This window comes from Serratia marcescens subsp. marcescens ATCC 13880 (genome assembly GCF_017299535.1).
In the GTDB taxonomy this organism is placed as follows: domain Bacteria; phylum Pseudomonadota; class Gammaproteobacteria; order Enterobacterales; family Enterobacteriaceae; genus Serratia; species Serratia marcescens.
Genome location: NZ_CP071238.1, coordinates 3,149,849 through 3,166,676 on the forward strand (window position 1 = coordinate 3,149,849; position 16,828 = coordinate 3,166,676).

The window sequence follows — 16,828 nt, forward strand, 5'->3', positions numbered from 1 at the left end:
GCAAGCCAAAGATCGAATCATTAATTATTGCACTACCTCCTAATCAGCAGGAATGCCTTATGCGATTTTCCATTGTAAAAAATAAAAGCGGCCAGGTTCCGCCGCAGAGCAGTTGCGATTTTCTGCCGCCGGGCGGCACCATCGGCCGCAGCGTGGACAACAACCTGGTGCTGCCGGACGAAGAGCGCGCCATTTCCCGCCTGCAGGCGATCGTGCATATTTCCGCTGACGGCGAATGCCGCATCACCAACCGCGGCAACGTTACCCGCGTGCTGCTGAATGACATTCCGCTGGAACGTGGCCGCCAGGTTGAACTGCAGGACGGCGACGTGCTCGGCATCGACGATTACCAGATTGAAGTCAGCGCGCTGCACCAGCACGCCGCGCCACAGGCTCAACCGGTGGCCAAGGCTGTTGCCTCTGCTGTGCCCCCTGCCGCCGCCGCTAAAGAAAAATCCGCCGCGCCAATCCCCAACGAAATCTGGGACAGCCTGGTGGAAGAATTTACGCCGAATGCGCCGGCCGCCGTCACGCCGCCGCCGGCCGCCAATCCAGACAGCCATCCGCTGTTGGACACCCCCGCTCGCGAGCTGAACCCGGCCGATCCGCTAGCGCAGCTGGCGGGCGAGGTCGATCTGCGCCAGCTGCAACAGCAACAAACCGATCCGGCGGCGCTGTTCAACACCGACACCACTTTTGAACGCGAACACATTCTGGCCGATACCACCCCCAGCGCGCTGCTGGCGGAGCAGGCTGCGCCGCCGCGTCCGGCAACTCCGGCCCGGAATGCGCAGCAACCGGAGCAGGAGTTGGATCCGCTGGCGCTGTTCGGCGGTTCATCCGCGCCCGCTTCGCCAGAGACGTTAAACAGCAACGATCCGCTGGGTCTGCTGATGGGCGGCGCCGTGCCACTGGCACAGCCTGAGGAGCCGGTACAGCCGCCCGCGCCGCCGTCTCCGCCACCGATGGCCGCACAACCACAAGCGCCGCGCCCTCAGCCGACGCCGCCGCCCGTGCAGATCCCCGAGCCACAGCCCCAACCTGCACCGCAGTTCAGCCAGCAGGAACCGCCTGCGCAGCCGCCGCGTCCGCGCCAGGGCAACCGCCTGGGCATCGATCCGGTCGCCTACCAGTCCGCTCAGCGGCAGCACGCCGCCGCGCCGAGTGGCGACGCATTGGAGGGGCCGTTGCTGGCGGCGCTGCTGCAAGGCATCGGTCTCGACGATCTGCAACCGCAGCCGCACTTTGACGAACAGCAGATCCGCCTGGCCGGTCGCCTGCTGAGCCTGTTCTCGCAAGGCACCGTCGCCCTGCTCTCATCCCGCTCGATCCTCAAGCGCGGCGTGAAGGCCGAGATGACCATGATCCTCGACGAAGCCAACAACCCGTTCAAGCTGCTGCCTTCGGGAAAAACGGTGCTGATGCAGATGTTCGGTAGCCAGATGCCGGGCTTTATGCCGCCGGAACAGGCGGTGCGCGACGCGCTGATCGACCTGCAGGCGCACCAGCTGGGGATGATCGCCGGTATTCGCGCCATCATCGCCGCCATGCTGCAGTCGTTCAACCCGGAGCGCCTCGAAGAGGAGGCGCGCAAGGAAGGCGTGGCGCCGCGCCTGTCGCTGCCCGCCAACCGCAAGGCTGCGCTGTGGGACTACTTCGTGAAGAACTATCAGCAAACCTCCGGCGAGATCGAGGACGATTTCCACACCCTGTTTGGCGAAGCCTTCCTGCACGCCTATGACGTTGAAGTGAATCAATACAAAGACTCACAGACCAAACCGGACGCGTAATGAATATCACCATAGCCTCTACCTCCAACCAGGGCGGCCGCGCCTCCAACCAGGATCAGACCGGCGAGGTGCTCGGCAACCGCGCCGCCTGCTTCGTGGTGTGCGACGGCATCGCCGGTTTTCCGGGCGGCGATATCGCCGCCAAACTGGCGCGCGACACCATTTTGCAAAACTTTGACGGCGAAAAGCACCTGAACGCCCAGAGCATTCGTCAGCACATCACGCGCGCCAACGCCGCCATCCACCAGCAGCAGCGGCAGTCGGACGAATACAGCAAGATGGGCACCACGCTGGTCAGTCTGTTTATCGATCGCGATTACCAGCTGGCCTACTGGGCGCACGCCGGCGACAGCCGCCTGTACCTGTTCCGCCGCGGCTACCTGCATGCCGTCACCACCGACCACAGCCTGATCCAACAGATGCAGGACGCCGGCTATCAGACCAACGGCATCAACAGCAACCTGCTGTATTTCGCGCTGGGGCTCAACGAAGAGCGCGACGCCACCTACAGCGACGTGCTGCAGCTGGAAGACGGCGACGTTTTCCTGCTGTGCACCGACGGCTTCTGGCACAGCTTCAGCCAGGCCGAACTGGAACAGTCGCTGCACATGGTCAACTCCCCCAGCGAGTGGATCGCCCTGATGCAGCAGGCATGGAAGAAAAACAATAACAGCGATAACTACAGCGCTATCGCCGTCTGGATTGGCTCACCGCAGGAAACCACCCTGCTGCATTCGCTGGCGGATGCGGAGCGGTTTCTGAGCCGCGACTGAGCAGCGCACATTCACAGCAAGGTTCACTATGAAATATTGGATGCCGGGGCTCGTCGCCCTGATGGCGGTACCGACCGCGCAGGCGATGAACTATCGCCTGGTTTACTCCCCCAGCCAGAAGCTGGAAGTGTTTATCGATGACGTCAAAAACAGCAATCCGGCAAGCTGGTGCGGCAAGAGCATCCCGCTGCGCATCGTCTCGGCGCAAAGCCAGGATCCGGCGGTACTGAACGACTTTCTGCCGCGCGTCGGCAATCTGTTGGAAAAGCAGTGCCCGAAAGCCGGCCACCTGCCCTGGACGCTGACCGACAAGCGTGGAGAGAAACTGGCCAGCGGCGAAGCCGCCAAAGCGCGCGGCTGGAAACCGGTGGTCAAACAAGAGGCCTCCGAGCCGCCGGAAACCCCACCGCAACCGGCGATCCCTGCGGCGGTGGCCGTGACGTCTCCGCAGGCGGACAGCGCGCCGGCTCAGCGTTTCAGCCTGCCGCAGGGCTGCCACTTCCGCACCTACTGGAGTGACGAGGCCAACGGCGGCGCGCTGTTCATTCCCGCCGGCGCGGCGCTGCGCTGCGGCGAGGACGGCTGGCTGCAGGGCCGCGGCGCGGTCACGTTGCAACAAGGCGGCCAAACCCTCTCGCCGACGCTGTGGTTCCTGCAAGGTTACCCGCTGGCGCAGGTTAACGGCGGCGATCGCGCGCTGACCGTCGTCAGCGCCAACGCCCAACGGCTGGTTCTGGGCGGCAACCCGCAGGCGCCGGGCAGCTTCCTGCTGCTGAGCTTCGAACCGAAGCTGCACGCCTGGGCGTTCAACGGTGAAGCGATCGTTGAAATGCCGCGCGTCGACGCCGCCGATGAGAACAAGATCAAACAGCGCGTGCAGCAGGCGCAAACCGCCTGGCAGCCGCTGCTGAGCGCCCCCGCCCCGCTGACTTTCAAGCTGGTGGAAAAGCTGGCCACAGACCGCGTTGATCCCGCCAGCGGCAGCTACCTGTCGGTTAACGGCGCCCCTCACTGATTATAAGGAAAGCCTGTGAAATCATTAGCAAGCATGCTGCAAGGCCAGTCGATCGGCGCGGCCATCACCACCGTCGAAAACGATATCAAGGCGAAACCGGCGGATGCCGACCTGCGCGCCGCGCTGGTGCAACTGCTGTGCCTGAGCGGCAACTGGACGCGCGCCAACGCGCAGCTGAAATCCTGGCAGGCGCTGAAACCGATCGCCCAACCGACCACGCTGCTGCTGATGCAGTCGGTCGACGCCGAGCTGCAACGCCAGGCGGTGTTTGCCGGCACGGCCGCACCGGCGCTGCTGCGGCAGGATCAGTCTTGGCTGAAACTGATGGTGCAGGCGCTGCATCTGGATGCGCAAGGGGCGGCCGAACAGGCCCAGGCGCTGCGCGATGAAGCGCTGGAGGCCGCCCCGGCCGGCGCCGGGCGGTTAACGCTGGCCGAAGGCGCCCAAGAACGGCAGCTGCGTTTCGACTGGCTGACCGACGGTGACGGCCGCCTCGGGCCGGTATGCGAACTGGCGCTGAACGGCGTTTACTACTGGCTGCCGTTTGCCGACATCGCCGCGATCCAGTTCCAGGCGCCGCAGAGCGCCATCGACCTGGTGTGGAGCCATGCGCTGGTGCGCCTGACCGATGGCCGCGAACAGGTGTGCCAACTGCCCGCCCGTTATCCGCTGGCAGAGGGCAGCGACGACGCGCTGCTGCTGGGCAAGCGCACCGAATGGCAACCGCTGGGCGATGGCACCCACTATGCGGGGTTCGGCCTGAAAACCTGGCTCAGCGAAAGCGATGAATTCCCACTGCACAGCCTGCGGCAGCTGAGCTTCGACGCGAGCGCCTGACCATGAACGATAAGCGCCCACCCCACTACGACGGCGGCGATCTGCGCCACCAGGGCTATCGCTATCGTCAGGACAGCGAACGCCTGACCTCGCGCGACAAAATGCAGCCGGTGCTGCTCGATATGCTGACCGACGACGAACCGCAGAAAAAGCAGGAGGCGCAGGCGCGCAACCTGGTGTCGCACAGCGAGCTGCGCCGCCGGGTATTGCGCGATCTGCAGTGGCTGTTCAACTGCGTCAACAGCGAATCCAATCTGGATCTCGGCGATTTTCCGCAGGTGCGGCGCTCCACCCTGAATTACGGCATCGCCTCGCTGGCGGGTAAGCGCATGTCGGACATCGAATGGCTCGACATTCAGCGCGCGCTGACCGAATCCATTCTCCATTTCGAGCCGCGCATTTTGCCCGAGGGGCTGCAGGTGCGCTGCATCTCGGATACCGGCTCGCTGGAGCTGCACAACGTGCTGTCGATCGAAATCAAGGGCCGCCTGTGGTGCGTGCCCTATCCGCTGGAGTTTCTGTTCCGTACCGACGTGGATCTGGAAAACGGCCACTTCGATCTGAAAGACATAGGGTAAGGCGATGGACAGTAAACTTTTAGATTATTACAACCGCGAACTGGCCTATCTGCGTGAGATGGGCGCCGAGTTCGCCGAACAGTACCCGAAGGTTGCGGGCCGCCTCGGCATGCGCGGCATCGACGTGGCGGACCCTTATATCGAGCGCCTGATGGAGGGCTTCGCCTTCCTCACCTCGCGCGTGCAGCTGAAAATGGACGCCGAATTCCCGCGTTTCTCTCAGCGCTTGCTGGAGATCATCTACCCCAACTACCTGTCGCCGACGCCGTCGATGGCGATCGCCGAGCTGCAGCCGGACAGCAGCAAAGGCGACATCAGCAACGGCTTCGTGGTGCCGCGCGGCACCATGATGGACAGCCAGACGCTGAAGAAAAGCGGCATCACCTGCAGTTACACCACGGCGCATGACGTCACGCTGCAGCCGGTGCGCATCGCCGGCGTCGAGCTGGGCGGCATTCCGGCCGATATCCCGCTGGCCTCACTGGGGCTGCAGCACAGCGGCTGCGTCAGCGCGCTGCGCATTCGTCTCGAGTGCTACGAAAGCGTGACGCTCAACAACCTGCAGCTGGATCAGCTAATGTTTTACCTGGCCGGGCCGGACATGCAGGCGCAGCAGCTGCTGGAACTGCTGATGCAGCACAGCGTCGGGCTTGTCTGCCAAACGGTGGAACCGCAACCGCAGCGGCGGGCGCTGGCGCTGGACGGACTGCGGCAGGAGGGCTTCGCCGCCGAGCAGGCGCTGCTGCCCAACGACCTGCGCAACTTTGAAGGCTACCGGCTGCTGCAGGAGTATTTCGCTTTCCCGGCGCGCTTCCAGTTTTTCAGCGTCAACGGCCTGCGTCCGCTGCTGCAGAGCGTGCGCGAAGGGAAAAAGGGGCTGCGCCAGTTCGAGATCGTGGTGCTGCTGGATCGGCATGACGCCGCGCTGGAACGGGTGGTCGACGCCGCCCATTTGGCGCTGCACTGCACGCCGGTGATCAACCTGTTTCCGAAGGTCGCCGAACGCATCGCGATCAACGAAAAAAACCACGAATACCATCTGGTGGTCGACAATATCCGGCCGCTGGATTACGAAGTGTTTTCAGTGCAGCGGCTCGGCGGCAGCGCCAGCGAAAAACGCTACGAGCAAGAGTTTCGGCCGTTTTACAGCACCCTGAGCGCGGACGACGGCAACTATGGCGCCTACTTCTCGCTGCGGCGCGAACAGCGCACGCTGTCGGAGCACGCCCGCCGCTACGGCACCCGCACCGGCTACGCCGGTTCGGAAGTGTTCGTGTCGCTGGTGGACGAGCGGCAATCGCCGTGGCACAGCGATCTGAAATACCTCACCGCCGACGTGCTGTGCACCAGCCGCGACCTGCCGTTGATGTTGCTGCAGCAAGATCAGGGCAACTTCGTGATGCCCGATTCGATCCCGATCAAGCAGGTCTCGCTGCGCAAAGGCCCCACCCCGCCACGCCCGGCGCTGGCCGAAGGGATGATCACCTGGCGGTTGATCAGTCAGCTGCAGCTGAATTACCTCAGCATGATGGACGGCGATCCGGAACAGGGCGCCGCCAGCCTGCGCCAGCTGCTGGGGCTGTACGGCAACCTGAGCGAGCCGGCGATCGCCAAACAGATCCAGGGCGTGCGCCACTGCAACCTGCGGCCGGTCTATCGGCGAGTACCTGAACCCGGCCCCATCGTATTCGCGCGCGGCATCGCCATCGATCTGACGGTCGATGAGCAGGCGTTCTCCGGCAACAGCCCTTACCTGCTCGGCAGCGTGCTGGAGCGCCTGTTCTCGCGCCTGGTGGCGATGAACACCTTCACCGAGATGACGCTCTCCAGCCAGCAGCGCGGCGAGATCGCCCACTGGCAGGCGCGCATGGGCAAAAGGACGCTGATATGAGCGCGGAGATGATCGCCACCGAACTGGCGCCGCCGCAGATCAACGCGCTGTATCGCCTGCCGGACAACTTCTGGCCGCGGCTGCGCAGTGCGCCTTACAAGCACGATCTGTTTCAGCTGCTGCGCCGCATCGACGCCCAGGGCGGCCAGCCCTACCTGCTGGGGCGCGCGCCGCTGCCGCGCCACGAGATGCTGCGCCTGGGCCAGGAGCCGTCGCTGTCGTTCGCGCCCTCCACGCTGGCGCAGGTGACGCCGCGCGCCAACGGCCCGCTGCACGACGTTTCGATCTTCAGTTTCGGCCTGTTCGGCCCCAACGGGCCGCTGCCGCTGCACTTGACCGAATACGTGCGCGAACGGGTATACCACCATCAGGACACCACCCTGCTGGCGTTTACCAACCTGTTCCATCACCGCCTGACGCTGCTGTTTTACCGTGCCTGGGCCGACGCGCAGCCGACGGTATCGCTGGATCGCCCGGACAACCGGCGCTTCGACGATTACCTGTCGAGCCTGATCGGCATCGGCCAGCCGGCGCAGCAGGAACGCGACAGCATCAACGCCCACGCCAAGCATTTTATGGCCGGTCATCTGATTCGCCACAGCCGCGATCCGGAAGGCCTGAGCAAAATTTTGCAGCAGTATTTCAAGGTGCCGGTGCGCATCGTCGAAAACGTGCCGCACTGGCTGCGGGTGGAGCCGCGCGAGCAGGCGCGGCTCAAGGCCGGGCGCGGTGCGCCGCGGCTCGGCGAGTCGGCCTTTCTCGGCATCGCGGTGCGCGATATTCAGCACAAATTCCGCATCGAGCTGGGGCCGATGCCGCAGCAGGACTATGACCGTTTCTTGCCGGGCGCAGACCTGTGCCGGCAACTGCGCGACTGGGTGCGCCAATATCTGGGCATCGAGTTCGTCTGGGAAGTGCGCCTGATCCTGGCGAAGGAACAGGCGCACGGCACCCAGCTCGGCGGCGCGCAGCGATTGGGCCTGAGCAGTTGGCTGGCCAACCATCGGCGACAGCGCGATCTCGACGATCTGATCTTCAGCCCTGAACCGCTGGAAAATCCGTTCTGACCCTATTTCGGCCGACGCCCCGCGGCGTCAGGCCACCCTGAGACCTGAGGAAAACCATGTCTGAAATCAGCCGCTCGGTATTATTTGGCAAACTGGATAGCCTGTTATTCACCTCTCTGGAAAGTGCGACGGCGTTTTGCAAGCTGCGCGGTAACCCCTACGTCGAATTGGCGCACTGGCTGCATCAGCTGATGCAATCGCCGGACGGCGATCTGCAGCAAATTGTTCGCCACTTCGCGCTGGACGAGGCGCAACTGGCGCGCGACATCGTCGAGGCGCTCGATCGCCTGCCGCGCGGCGCCAGCGCCATTTCCGATCTGTCCGAGCACATCGACAGCGCGGTAGAACGCGCCTGGGTCTATGGCTCATTGAAATTCGGCGCATCGCGCATCCGCGGCGGCCACCTGCTGCTCGGCATTCTGAAAACCTACAGCCTGCGCCATCTGCTGAAGGCCATTTCCCCGCAGTTCGAGCGCATCAACGCCGATCTGTTGATGGAGCAGTTCGCCGCCATTACCGCTCACTCGGCGGAAAACGCCCAGGATGCGCCGGCGGAAAGCCGCGCCGAGAACGCATCCGGCGCGGCGCGCAGCGGTGAAAGCGTGCTGGCGCAGTATGCCCAGGATCTGACCGCCAGAGCGCGCGACGGCGAAATCGACCCGGTGGCCGGCCGCGATGAGGAGATCCGGCAAATCATTGATATCCTGATGCGCCGCCGCCAGAACAACCCGCTGCTGACCGGCGAGGCCGGCGTCGGCAAAACCGCGGTGGTGGAAGGCCTGGCGCTGCGCATCGTGGCCGGCGACGTGCCGCCGCAGCTGCGCGACGTGAAGCTGTGCCTGCTGGACATCGGCATGCTGCAGGCCGGCGCCGGCGTTAAGGGCGAGTTTGAAAAACGGCTGCAGGCGGTGATCGACGAAGTGCAGTCCAGCCCGACGCCGATCATCCTGTTTATCGACGAAATTCACACCCTGATCGGCGCCGGCGGCGCCCAGGGAACAGGCGACGCGGCCAACCTGCTGAAGCCGGCGCTGGCGCGCGGCCAACTGCGCACCATTGGCGCCACCACCTGGTCGGAATACAAGAAATACATCGAGAAAGACCCGGCGCTCACCCGCCGTTTCCAGGTGGTGCAGGTGCACGAACCGAGCGAAGACAAAGCGCTGCTGATGCTGCGCAGCACCGTCAGCCCGCTGGAGCAACACCACCGCGTGCTGCTGCTGGATGAAGCGGTGGACGCCGCGGTGCGGCTGTCCCATCGCTATATTCCAGCCCGCCAGTTGCCGGACAAGGCGGTAGCGCTGCTGGATACCGCCTGTGCGCGCGTGGCGGTCAGCCAACACGCCGAGCCCGCCCAGGTCGAAGACTGCCGCCACCGCATCGATGCGCTGCAGATCGAATTGGATATCGCCCGCCGCGAGGCCAAGGTCGGCATTGGCGATCCCCTGCGCCCGCAGGAGATTGAAACCCAGCTGACCGCGCTGCGCCAGGAGTTGGAACAGCTGACCGACCGCTGGCAGCAGGAGCTGGCGCTGATCCAAGAGATCATCACGCTGCGCGCGCAGTTGCACCAGCAGGAAGCGGAGCCTGCCGGCGAAGAAACGGAGGCGGCCCCTGACGCCGACGCGCTGCGCGCCCAGCTGGGCGAACTGCAGCAGCAGCTGAGCGCGCTGCAGGGCGAAGCGCCGCTGATCTTCGCCGCCGTCGACGCCAACATCGTGGCGGCGGTGGTGGCCGACTGGACCGGCATCCCGCTGGGCCGCATGGTGAAAAACGAGATTGAAGCGGTGCTGCAGCTCTCCGACACCCTGAACCAGCGCGTGATCGGCCAACGCCATGCGCTGGATCTGATCGCCCGCCGGGTGCGCACTTCGCGGGCGCGGCTGGACGATCCGAACAAGCCGGTCGGGGTGTTCCTGCTGGCCGGGCCGTCCGGCGTCGGCAAAACCGAAACCGCGCTGGCGCTGGCGGAAACCCTGTACGGCGGCGAGCAGAACGTCATCACCATCAACATGAGCGAATTCCAGGAGTCGCACACCGTTTCGACGCTGAAAGGCGCGCCCCCCGGCTATGTCGGCTACGGCGAAGGCGGCGTGCTGACCGAGGCGGTGCGCCGCCGTCCATACAGCGTGGTGCTGTTGGACGAGATCGAGAAGGCGCACCCGGACGTGCATGAAATCTTCTTCCAGGTGTTCGACAAGGGCTGGATGGAGGACGGCGAAGGCCGCCATATCGATTTCCGCAACACCATCATCATCCTGACCTCCAACGTCGGCACCGATCTGATCGCCGGGTTGTGCAGCGATCCGGAGCTGCTGCCGGAGCCGGAAGCGCTGAGCGGCGCGCTGCGCCAGCCGCTGTTGTCGGTGTTCCCGGCCGCCTTGCTCGGCCGCCTGCTGGTGGTGCCGTATTACCCGCTGACCGACGCCACGCTGGGCAACATCGTGCGCCTGCAGCTGGGGCGCATCCAGCGTCGCCTGGCGGAGAATCACGACATCGTCTGCACCTTCGACGACGCGGTCATCGAGCAGATCGTCAGCCGCTGCACCGAAGTGGAGTCCGGCGGCCGCATGGTCGACGCCATCCTGACCAACACCCTGCTGCCACAGATCAGCCGCACCCTGCTGACCGGCAGCGCCAACGACCAGCGCTATCGCCAGCTGCACATCGCGCTGCAGAACCACGAATTCATTTGTCAATTTCAGGCATAACGCCGCGGCCGCCGAGACGGCGGCCCTTTGAATACAGAGAGTCATCACTATGTCGGGAACCGGGATAACCAAACCGAATTCGAACAGCCTGCCGAGCGGCTATCGATTCAACGAATTCGAGATCCAGGAAGCGATCGGCGAAGGCGGCTTCGGCATCGTCTACCGCGCCTACGATCACCAACTGGAACGCACCATCGCCATCAAGGAGTACATGCCGACCTCGCTGGCGAAACGCAACGACGATCTCAGCATCGGGCTGCGCGGCGAGCGCTTCGGCAAAACCTTCCAGGCCGGGCTGAACAGCTTTATTCAGGAGGCGCGCCTGCTGGCCCGCTTCTCGCATCCCGGCCTGCTGCACGTGTTGCGCTTCTGGGAAGAGAACGGCACCGCCTACATGGGCACCCAGTTTTACAGCGGCACCACGCTGAAAAACCTGCAGGCGCAGCAGCCGGAGAAAATCGACGAGGCGTGGATCCGGCGGCTGCTGCCGCCGCTGTTCAGCGCCATCAACACCATCCATCAGGAAGGCTATCTGCACCGCGACATTTCGCTGGATAACATCCAGATCCAGGAGAGCCAGCTGCCGGTGCTGCTGGACTTTGGATCGGCGCGCAAAGAGATCGGCAACCTGTCGGACGAAACGGAGATCATGCTCAAACCGGGCTTCGCGCCGATCGAGCAGTACACCGAGAACAGCGACGGCGAACAGGGGCCGTGGACCGATATCTATGCGCTGGGCGCCGTGCTGCACACGCTGATCGTCGGTTCGCCGCCGCCGGTCAGCGTGGTGCGCAGCATCGAAGACAGCTACCAGCCTCTGGCCGAGCGCCGTCCCGCCGGCTACTCGCCGGAGCTGTTGCGCACCGTCGATCGCGCGCTGGCGCTGAAGCCGGAAGACCGCCCGCAGACCATCGATGAAATGGCCGAGCTGTTGCATCTGCCGATCGCCGATGAAAACGAAATCATCAGCACCCCGGCCGCCGCGCCGGAGAACTTGTTGGTCGCCGCCAACCCGGCCGCCGCTGCGGCTGCCGCCGGCGCCGTTACCGCGCGCGGCACCCAATTCTCGCGCCCGATGATGGCCGGCGCCGGCGTCGCGGCGCTGCTGGTGATCGGCGCCGTCGCCTGGCTGAGCGGCGGCAAGGACGACGCCCAGGCCGTCGCCCAAAACACCGCGGCGTCACCGGCGCAGAAAACCCTGACGGAGCAGCCGAGCGCGCCGCAAGCCGCGCAGCCTGCCGCGGCGGAACCTGAAAAAGCGGCGCCGCCACCGCAGCCGGTGGCGCTGGTGTACTTCAAACTGCAACCGGGTGAGCAGGTCAGCCTCGACGGCAAGCCGCAGCAGGTCACTGCGGGCGAAAATGGCTTTGCCAGCCTGAACCTGGCGCCGGGCCGTTATCAGTTGGAGATCCGCCACAACGATCGGCTGCGCCGCCAACAGCTCAGCATCGACACCGCCGGAACCTGGCTGGTCAACCCGGCCACCGCCGGTTAATCCCGTTCTGAAACGCCGCCGCGGCGGGGTTTTCCCTATTTCATGAGACTGGCGCACCACTGCCCATCCTCATTGGCCGCACGGCACAAAGCCGCTGCAACGCCGGAGTATGCAGGGCATGACGTCAATCACAGAGGACGTTCTCATGTTGGATCGCATTATTGCGCACACGCCGCTGGGCCAGGAGCAACTGCTGTTCCGCTCGCTGGACGGCATCGAAGCGCTTTCCACTCCTTTCGACTTCTCTATTGAATTGCTGAGCACCGATGCGCGGCTCGATCGCAAAGCGCTGCTCGGCCAACCGCTGACGCTGGAGATCCCGACCCAGGGCTTTCTCAGCGCCCCGCGCTACCTGAACGGCAAGATCACCGCCATCGCCGTCAGCAGCGAAGAGATCGGCGGCACGCGCTACGCGGTGTATAACCTGCACGTGCAGCCGGATCTGTGGCCGATGACCAAAGACCGCAACTTCCGCATCTTCCAGGAACAGACGGTGCCGCAGATCGTCAAGACCCTGCTGGCGGAGCACAACGTGCAGCTGGAAGATCAGCTGACCGGCGACTATCGCCTGTGGGGCTACTGCGTGCAGTACAACGAAAGCAGCTTCAACTTCATCAGCCGCCTGATGGAGCAGGAGGGCATCTATTACTATTTCAAACACGAAATGGGCAAACACACGCTGGTGCTCGGGGACGCCCCCCACCATCACCAGCCCTATCCCGGCTACGAGATGATCCCCTACCACCTGACGCCGTCCGGCGGCAGCACCAGCGAGGAAGGCATCAGCCAGTGGACGTTGTCCGATCGCGTCACGCCGGGCATCTACAGCCTGGACGACTACGATTTTCGCAAACCAAACGCCTGGCTGTTCCAGGCGCGGCAAAATCCGGTCTCGCCGACGCCGGGGCAGATCGACGTTTACGACTGGCCAGGCCGCTACACCGAGCATCAGCAGGGGGAGTTCTACGCCCGCGTGCGCCAGGAGGCCTGGCAGGCCGAGCATCAGCAGATCCGCGGTACCGCCACCGCGTTGGGCATCGCTCCCGGCAGCACCTTTACGTTGTATAACGCCCCGCACGCCGACGACAACCGCGAGTACCTGACGCTGCAGGCCAACTACCATCTGAAAGAGAACCGCTACGCCAGCGGCGACGATCAGAGCAGTGAACACCGCATTGACTTCACCGTGCTGCCGGCGGACGTGCCCTGGCACCCGCCGCAGCAGGCCACCTGGCCGAAAACCCACGGGCCGCAGACCGCACGGGTGGTCGGCCCGGCCGGCGAATCGATTTGGACCGACAAATACGGCCGCATCAAGGTGAAATTCCACTGGGATCGCTTCGGGCCAAAAGACGACGGCAGCTCCTGCTGGGTGCGCGTCTCCAGCGCCTGGGCCGGCCAGGGCTATGGCGGCGTGCAGATCCCACGCGTCAACGACGAAGTGGTGGTGGACTTTATCAACGGCGATCCGGATCGACCGATCGTCACCGGGCGCGTCTATAACGAAGCCAGCATGCCGCCGTGGGCGCTGCCGGCCGCCGCCACCCAGATGGGCTTTATGAGCCGCACCAAAGACGGCACAGCCGACAACGCCAACGCCCTGCGTTTCGAAGACAAGGCCGGCGCCGAACAGGTGTGGATCCAGGCGGAACGCAACATGGACACCCAGGTGAAAAACGATGAGAGCCACACCATCGATAATGACCACACCCACCTGGTGGGCGGCAACCAGATCAAACGGGTGGTGCTCAATCAGGCCACCGGCGTCAAAGGCGACGCCTCCGCGCTGACCGGCAAAACGCGCAGCGACGCCGCAGTCAACGCCTTTACCCTCGGCTCCGGCGAATCGCTGCGGCTGGAGTGCGGCGAAAGCGTGATCGAGCTACTGGCGAACGGCCAAATCAACATCACCGGCACCAGCTTCAATATCACGGTGAAAGAGGACGGGGAGATCAATACCGGCGGCCAACTGGATCTCAACCAGCCCGGCGGCGCCGCACGCACCGCTGCACCGGGCGGCGGCCATCAGGCGGCGATCCAAAGCGCCGTCGATCAGCTGTTCCCGAAATCCTGATGCCGACGCGGCCCTGCGCCGCGCCCTTTCCCCCTGATGACTTGCAAAGACATCCATGGATTACCTTTTCCAGGATCAGTACAAAAAAAGAAAAAACCGGCGATATATATATAATTGCCGACTTCTCCGAGGCCTTCATTACAGATGCAGTGCTTTGCAGTTGGCGTTTTGCGCCTGAAAAACTCATGATGGGAATACAAAAAAAGTAGAAGGTGCTATTACCAAAAATCTTCGAACATTGTTTTATGAGAAAACTCATATACAACTTCCAGTTAGTGGTTCATGGGGGCATATTGACGCTGCTTATGACCCACATAATTTAACGGGAACAATAGTGTGCAACTATCGCAGTGCATTTCACACTGAGGATGAATGGCGAAAATATTGCAAAAGGAATAACATAATTTATTAAAAAAGAGGGAACTCATCCACATTATTATATAAAAATTCACACACTCATTCCATAATGCAGAGTGTGTGTGATTTTTCACCCCCCCTCGAATATCGCAAATAATTACATCTTCACTTCGCACACTAACAATCAATAAAGGCATGAATCATTTATTCACTAGATCTATTTAAATATTATGAACAAAGAGAAAATTGTCATTATCCCATCAAACAGGCAACTGTTTGATGGTAACGAAGAGCAGTTTCACTTATTTAAAAAAGAAGTATCCATCCCTAACTCTAACGAAAAAGTACTTTATGATAACAGCTCTGCGATACCCATATGGGATATAGATGAAAACATCAGGAAGGCGATCGCAGAAAAAATAAGCGGAATAAAAGTCATAGATTACCCATATGACCCAATACCTTCATATAAAAATGAAAATCTGGATATCTATGTTCAACCAGTAGAGTCGGACATGCACAAAAAAAGAATAACAATAATCACGGCGACGGGTGAATCACAACCAGCAAGATATAAGATAAAGTTGCTGGGTTTCATTTTTCACTAGCATTCTATTAAGTTCGCTTACTGCAAACAATAGATTTTATAAAAAACCTTAAACATACATTCCATGATATAGATATGGAATAATTATTCTTATGACTTTTCCGCTTTTAAATGAGTCTTTAAATACCCCATCAAAAGGCTCCCAAAGAGCCTTTTGATACGCTATCGCGCCGTTAGCCCCTTCACCACTTCTTCACCGTCTGGTAAATCTCGAGGTCGAAATAGCCGTCGGCCTCGCAGTCGTTGAGATAGTGTTCGTAGCTCCCCCCCTCAACCGGCTGGTAGCCGCTGGCCGGCAGCAGCTTCTGATAGAACTCGCCCCACACCCGCTCGAAATCGCCATCGCTGATGCGCACGTGGTAGACCGCGTACTGCCCGGCGGGCAGCGTCTGCACGGTGACGCCCTCGCTGCCCGCCGGCAGCGCGAAATCGTCCGCCACACTCATCACCACGTCGGCGCGCAGCTTTTCCGGCGCCACTTCCGCCGGATCGTCCCAATACAGCACCAGCCATTTGCCAAACGGCACGCCGTGGCGCTGCCGCCATGCCAGCAGTTGCTGCGAGCCCTGCGGGATGGTCTGCGGATACGGCCCCACCACTCTTACCCCCACCACCTTCTCCGCCGCCTTATCGATAATCCTCAGGCTCATCGCCCTTATCCTCTCTCATTATCTCAGGCGCCGATTTCGGTGCGCACATCCAGCAGCTCGGGGAAAAAGGTCAGATCCAACGCCTTTTTCAGGAAGCTGACGCCGCTGGAACCGCCGGTGCCCGACTTAAAGCCGATGATCCGCTCCACCGTTTTCATATGGCGGAAACGCCACAGGTGAAAACTCTCTTCGATATCCACCAGCTTCTCCGCCATTTCATAGGCTTCCCAGTAGGTCTGCGGGTTGTCGTAGATCACTTTAAACGCCGGCAGCAGATCCGGATTGCGCTGGTAGGGCTGCGTCCAGTCGCGCTCGAGGCACTCCTGCGGGATCGGCAGGCCGTGGCGCGCCAGGTACAGCAAGTATTCGTCGTACAGGCTCGGCGCTTCGAGGATCGCCTTCAGCGCGGCGTGCTTTTCCGCGTCGTTGCTGAACACCGCCAGCATCGCCGCATTCTTGTTACCGAGCAGAAACTCGATCGACCGGTATTGGTGCGACTGGAAGCCCGATGAGCTGCCCAGCACGTCGCGAAACTCGACGTACTCCGACGGCGTCAGCGTTTCCAGCACCGCCCACTGCTCGAACAGCAGCCGCTGGATCTGTTTGACGCGCGCGAGGATTTTGAAACAGTGGCTGAGTTTGTCCTGCTGCACCAGCCGCAACGCCGCCTGCAGCTCGTGCAGCATCAGCTTCATCCACAGTTCGGAGGTTTGGTGCTGTATCACGAACAGCATTTCGTCATGATGCGGCGGGTTGGAGAGCGGGTGCTGGCAGTCCAGCAGCGAGTCCAGGCACAGGTAGTCGCCATAGCTCATGCGTTTGGAAAAATCGGTGACAATCGCGCTTTCTAAGTCCCGTTTGTTCATCTGTGATCTCCGTTGCGCCCAGCGCCCCATCGGCCTGGAATGTGCCGCAAAGAGAAAACAATAGTACAGAACCCGCCGCCCCGAAGGACGATAAACGAGAGGTGCTTCGCAGATCTC

13 protein-coding genes are annotated in these 16,828 nt (G+C 62.3%); 11 read left to right on the plus strand and 2 right to left on the minus strand.

All coding sequences use genetic code 11. The features are described 5' to 3' along the window. Positions 1-59: 59 nt before the first annotated feature. The 11 genes from tagH (at position 60) to J0F90_RS15125 (ending at position 15,196) form a co-directional block, all read left to right on the plus strand. On the plus strand, positions 60-1,790 hold the full coding sequence (gene tagH / locus J0F90_RS15075) for a type VI secretion system-associated FHA domain protein TagH (RefSeq protein ID WP_033640004.1): 1,731 nt from the start codon (positions 60-62) through the stop codon (positions 1,788-1,790). Then, positions 1,790-2,563 (plus strand): PP2C family protein-serine/threonine phosphatase, encoded by a 774-nt coding sequence (locus J0F90_RS15080; RefSeq protein WP_015378289.1) that lies wholly within the window; start codon positions 1,790-1,792, stop codon positions 2,561-2,563. Before tagH ends, J0F90_RS15080 begins: the two co-directional genes overlap by 1 nt. A gap of 28 nt (positions 2,564-2,591) precedes the next feature. Continuing rightward, positions 2,592-3,578, plus strand: a complete 987-nt coding sequence (locus J0F90_RS15085; RefSeq protein ID WP_016927251.1) for a hypothetical protein — start codon at positions 2,592-2,594, stop codon at positions 3,576-3,578. 15 nt (positions 3,579-3,593) lie between these two features. Beyond that, positions 3,594-4,415 carry a type VI secretion system accessory protein TagJ gene (locus J0F90_RS15090; protein WP_033640003.1) on the plus strand — a complete coding sequence of 274 codons (822 nt, stop codon included), beginning with the start codon at positions 3,594-3,596 and terminating at the stop codon, positions 4,413-4,415. 2 nt (positions 4,416-4,417) lie between these two features. Next, positions 4,418-4,993 (plus strand): type VI secretion system baseplate subunit TssE, encoded by a 576-nt coding sequence (locus J0F90_RS15095; RefSeq protein WP_016927249.1) that lies wholly within the window; start codon positions 4,418-4,420, stop codon positions 4,991-4,993. 4 nt (positions 4,994-4,997) lie between these two features. Beyond that, entirely contained in the window at positions 4,998-6,884 is a 1,887-nt protein-coding gene (tssF, locus tag J0F90_RS15100; protein WP_033632721.1) for a type VI secretion system baseplate subunit TssF, read from the plus strand. After that, positions 6,881-7,951, plus strand: coding sequence for a type VI secretion system baseplate subunit TssG (gene tssG, locus J0F90_RS15105; protein ID WP_033640002.1), 1,071 nt, complete (start codon positions 6,881-6,883; stop codon positions 7,949-7,951). Before tssF ends, tssG begins: the two co-directional genes overlap by 4 nt. 56 nt (positions 7,952-8,007) lie before the next feature. After that, on the plus strand, positions 8,008-10,662 hold the full coding sequence (gene tssH / locus J0F90_RS15110; protein WP_033640001.1) for a type VI secretion system ATPase TssH: 2,655 nt from the start codon (positions 8,008-8,010) through the stop codon (positions 10,660-10,662). A 49-nt stretch (positions 10,663-10,711) separates the two neighbouring features. Further along, positions 10,712-12,157: a serine/threonine protein kinase gene (locus J0F90_RS15115; protein ID WP_033640000.1), complete on the plus strand. Its 1,446-nt coding sequence runs from the start codon at positions 10,712-10,714 to the stop codon at positions 12,155-12,157. 145 nt (positions 12,158-12,302) lie between these two features. Continuing rightward, the gene (locus J0F90_RS15120; RefSeq protein WP_033639999.1) at positions 12,303-14,231 is read left to right on the plus strand and encodes a type VI secretion system Vgr family protein; all 1,929 of its coding nucleotides are present in this window, start codon (positions 12,303-12,305) and stop codon (positions 14,229-14,231) included. A gap of 587 nt (positions 14,232-14,818) precedes the next feature. Then, on the plus strand, positions 14,819-15,196 hold the full coding sequence (locus tag J0F90_RS15125) for a hypothetical protein (protein ID WP_033639998.1): 378 nt from the start codon (positions 14,819-14,821) through the stop codon (positions 15,194-15,196). 181 nt (positions 15,197-15,377) lie between these two features. Here the strand turns inward: J0F90_RS15125 and sbmC are convergent, their stop codons facing one another. Further along, positions 15,378-15,845: a DNA gyrase inhibitor SbmC gene (gene sbmC / locus J0F90_RS15130; RefSeq protein WP_033639997.1), complete on the minus strand. Its 468-nt coding sequence runs from the start codon at positions 15,843-15,845 to the stop codon at positions 15,378-15,380. Positions 15,846-15,868: 23 nt separating this feature from the next. Beyond that, on the minus strand, positions 15,869-16,711 hold the full coding sequence (gene kynA / locus J0F90_RS15135) for a tryptophan 2,3-dioxygenase (RefSeq protein WP_033639996.1): 843 nt from the start codon (positions 16,709-16,711) through the stop codon (positions 15,869-15,871). Positions 16,712-16,828 lie beyond the last annotated feature (117 nt).

Excerpts from the sequence above, each read along its gene's own strand:
- tssF (WP_033632721.1), top strand. The coding sequence starts at position 4,998 with ATGGACAGTAAACTTTTAGATTATTACAACCGCGAACTGGCCTATCTG.
- J0F90_RS15120 (WP_033639999.1), top strand. The coding sequence starts at position 12,303 with ATGTTGGATCGCATTATTGCGCACACGCCGCTGGGCCAGGAGCAACTG.
- J0F90_RS15085 (WP_016927251.1), top strand. The coding sequence starts at position 2,592 with ATGAAATATTGGATGCCGGGGCTCGTCGCCCTGATGGCGGTACCGACC.
- J0F90_RS15080 (WP_015378289.1), top strand. The coding sequence starts at position 1,790 with ATGAATATCACCATAGCCTCTACCTCCAACCAGGGCGGCCGCGCCTCC.
- J0F90_RS15095 (WP_016927249.1), top strand. The coding sequence starts at position 4,418 with ATGAACGATAAGCGCCCACCCCACTACGACGGCGGCGATCTGCGCCAC.
- J0F90_RS15115 (WP_033640000.1), top strand. The coding sequence starts at position 10,712 with ATGTCGGGAACCGGGATAACCAAACCGAATTCGAACAGCCTGCCGAGC.
- tssH (WP_033640001.1), top strand. The coding sequence starts at position 8,008 with ATGTCTGAAATCAGCCGCTCGGTATTATTTGGCAAACTGGATAGCCTG.
- sbmC (WP_033639997.1), bottom strand. The coding sequence starts at position 15,845 with ATGAGCCTGAGGATTATCGATAAGGCGGCGGAGAAGGTGGTGGGGGTA.
- tssG (WP_033640002.1), top strand. The coding sequence starts at position 6,881 with ATGAGCGCGGAGATGATCGCCACCGAACTGGCGCCGCCGCAGATCAAC.
- kynA (WP_033639996.1), bottom strand. The coding sequence starts at position 16,711 with ATGAACAAACGGGACTTAGAAAGCGCGATTGTCACCGATTTTTCCAAA.
- tagH (WP_033640004.1), top strand. The coding sequence starts at position 60 with ATGCGATTTTCCATTGTAAAAAATAAAAGCGGCCAGGTTCCGCCGCAG.
- J0F90_RS15125 (WP_033639998.1), top strand. The coding sequence starts at position 14,819 with ATGAACAAAGAGAAAATTGTCATTATCCCATCAAACAGGCAACTGTTT.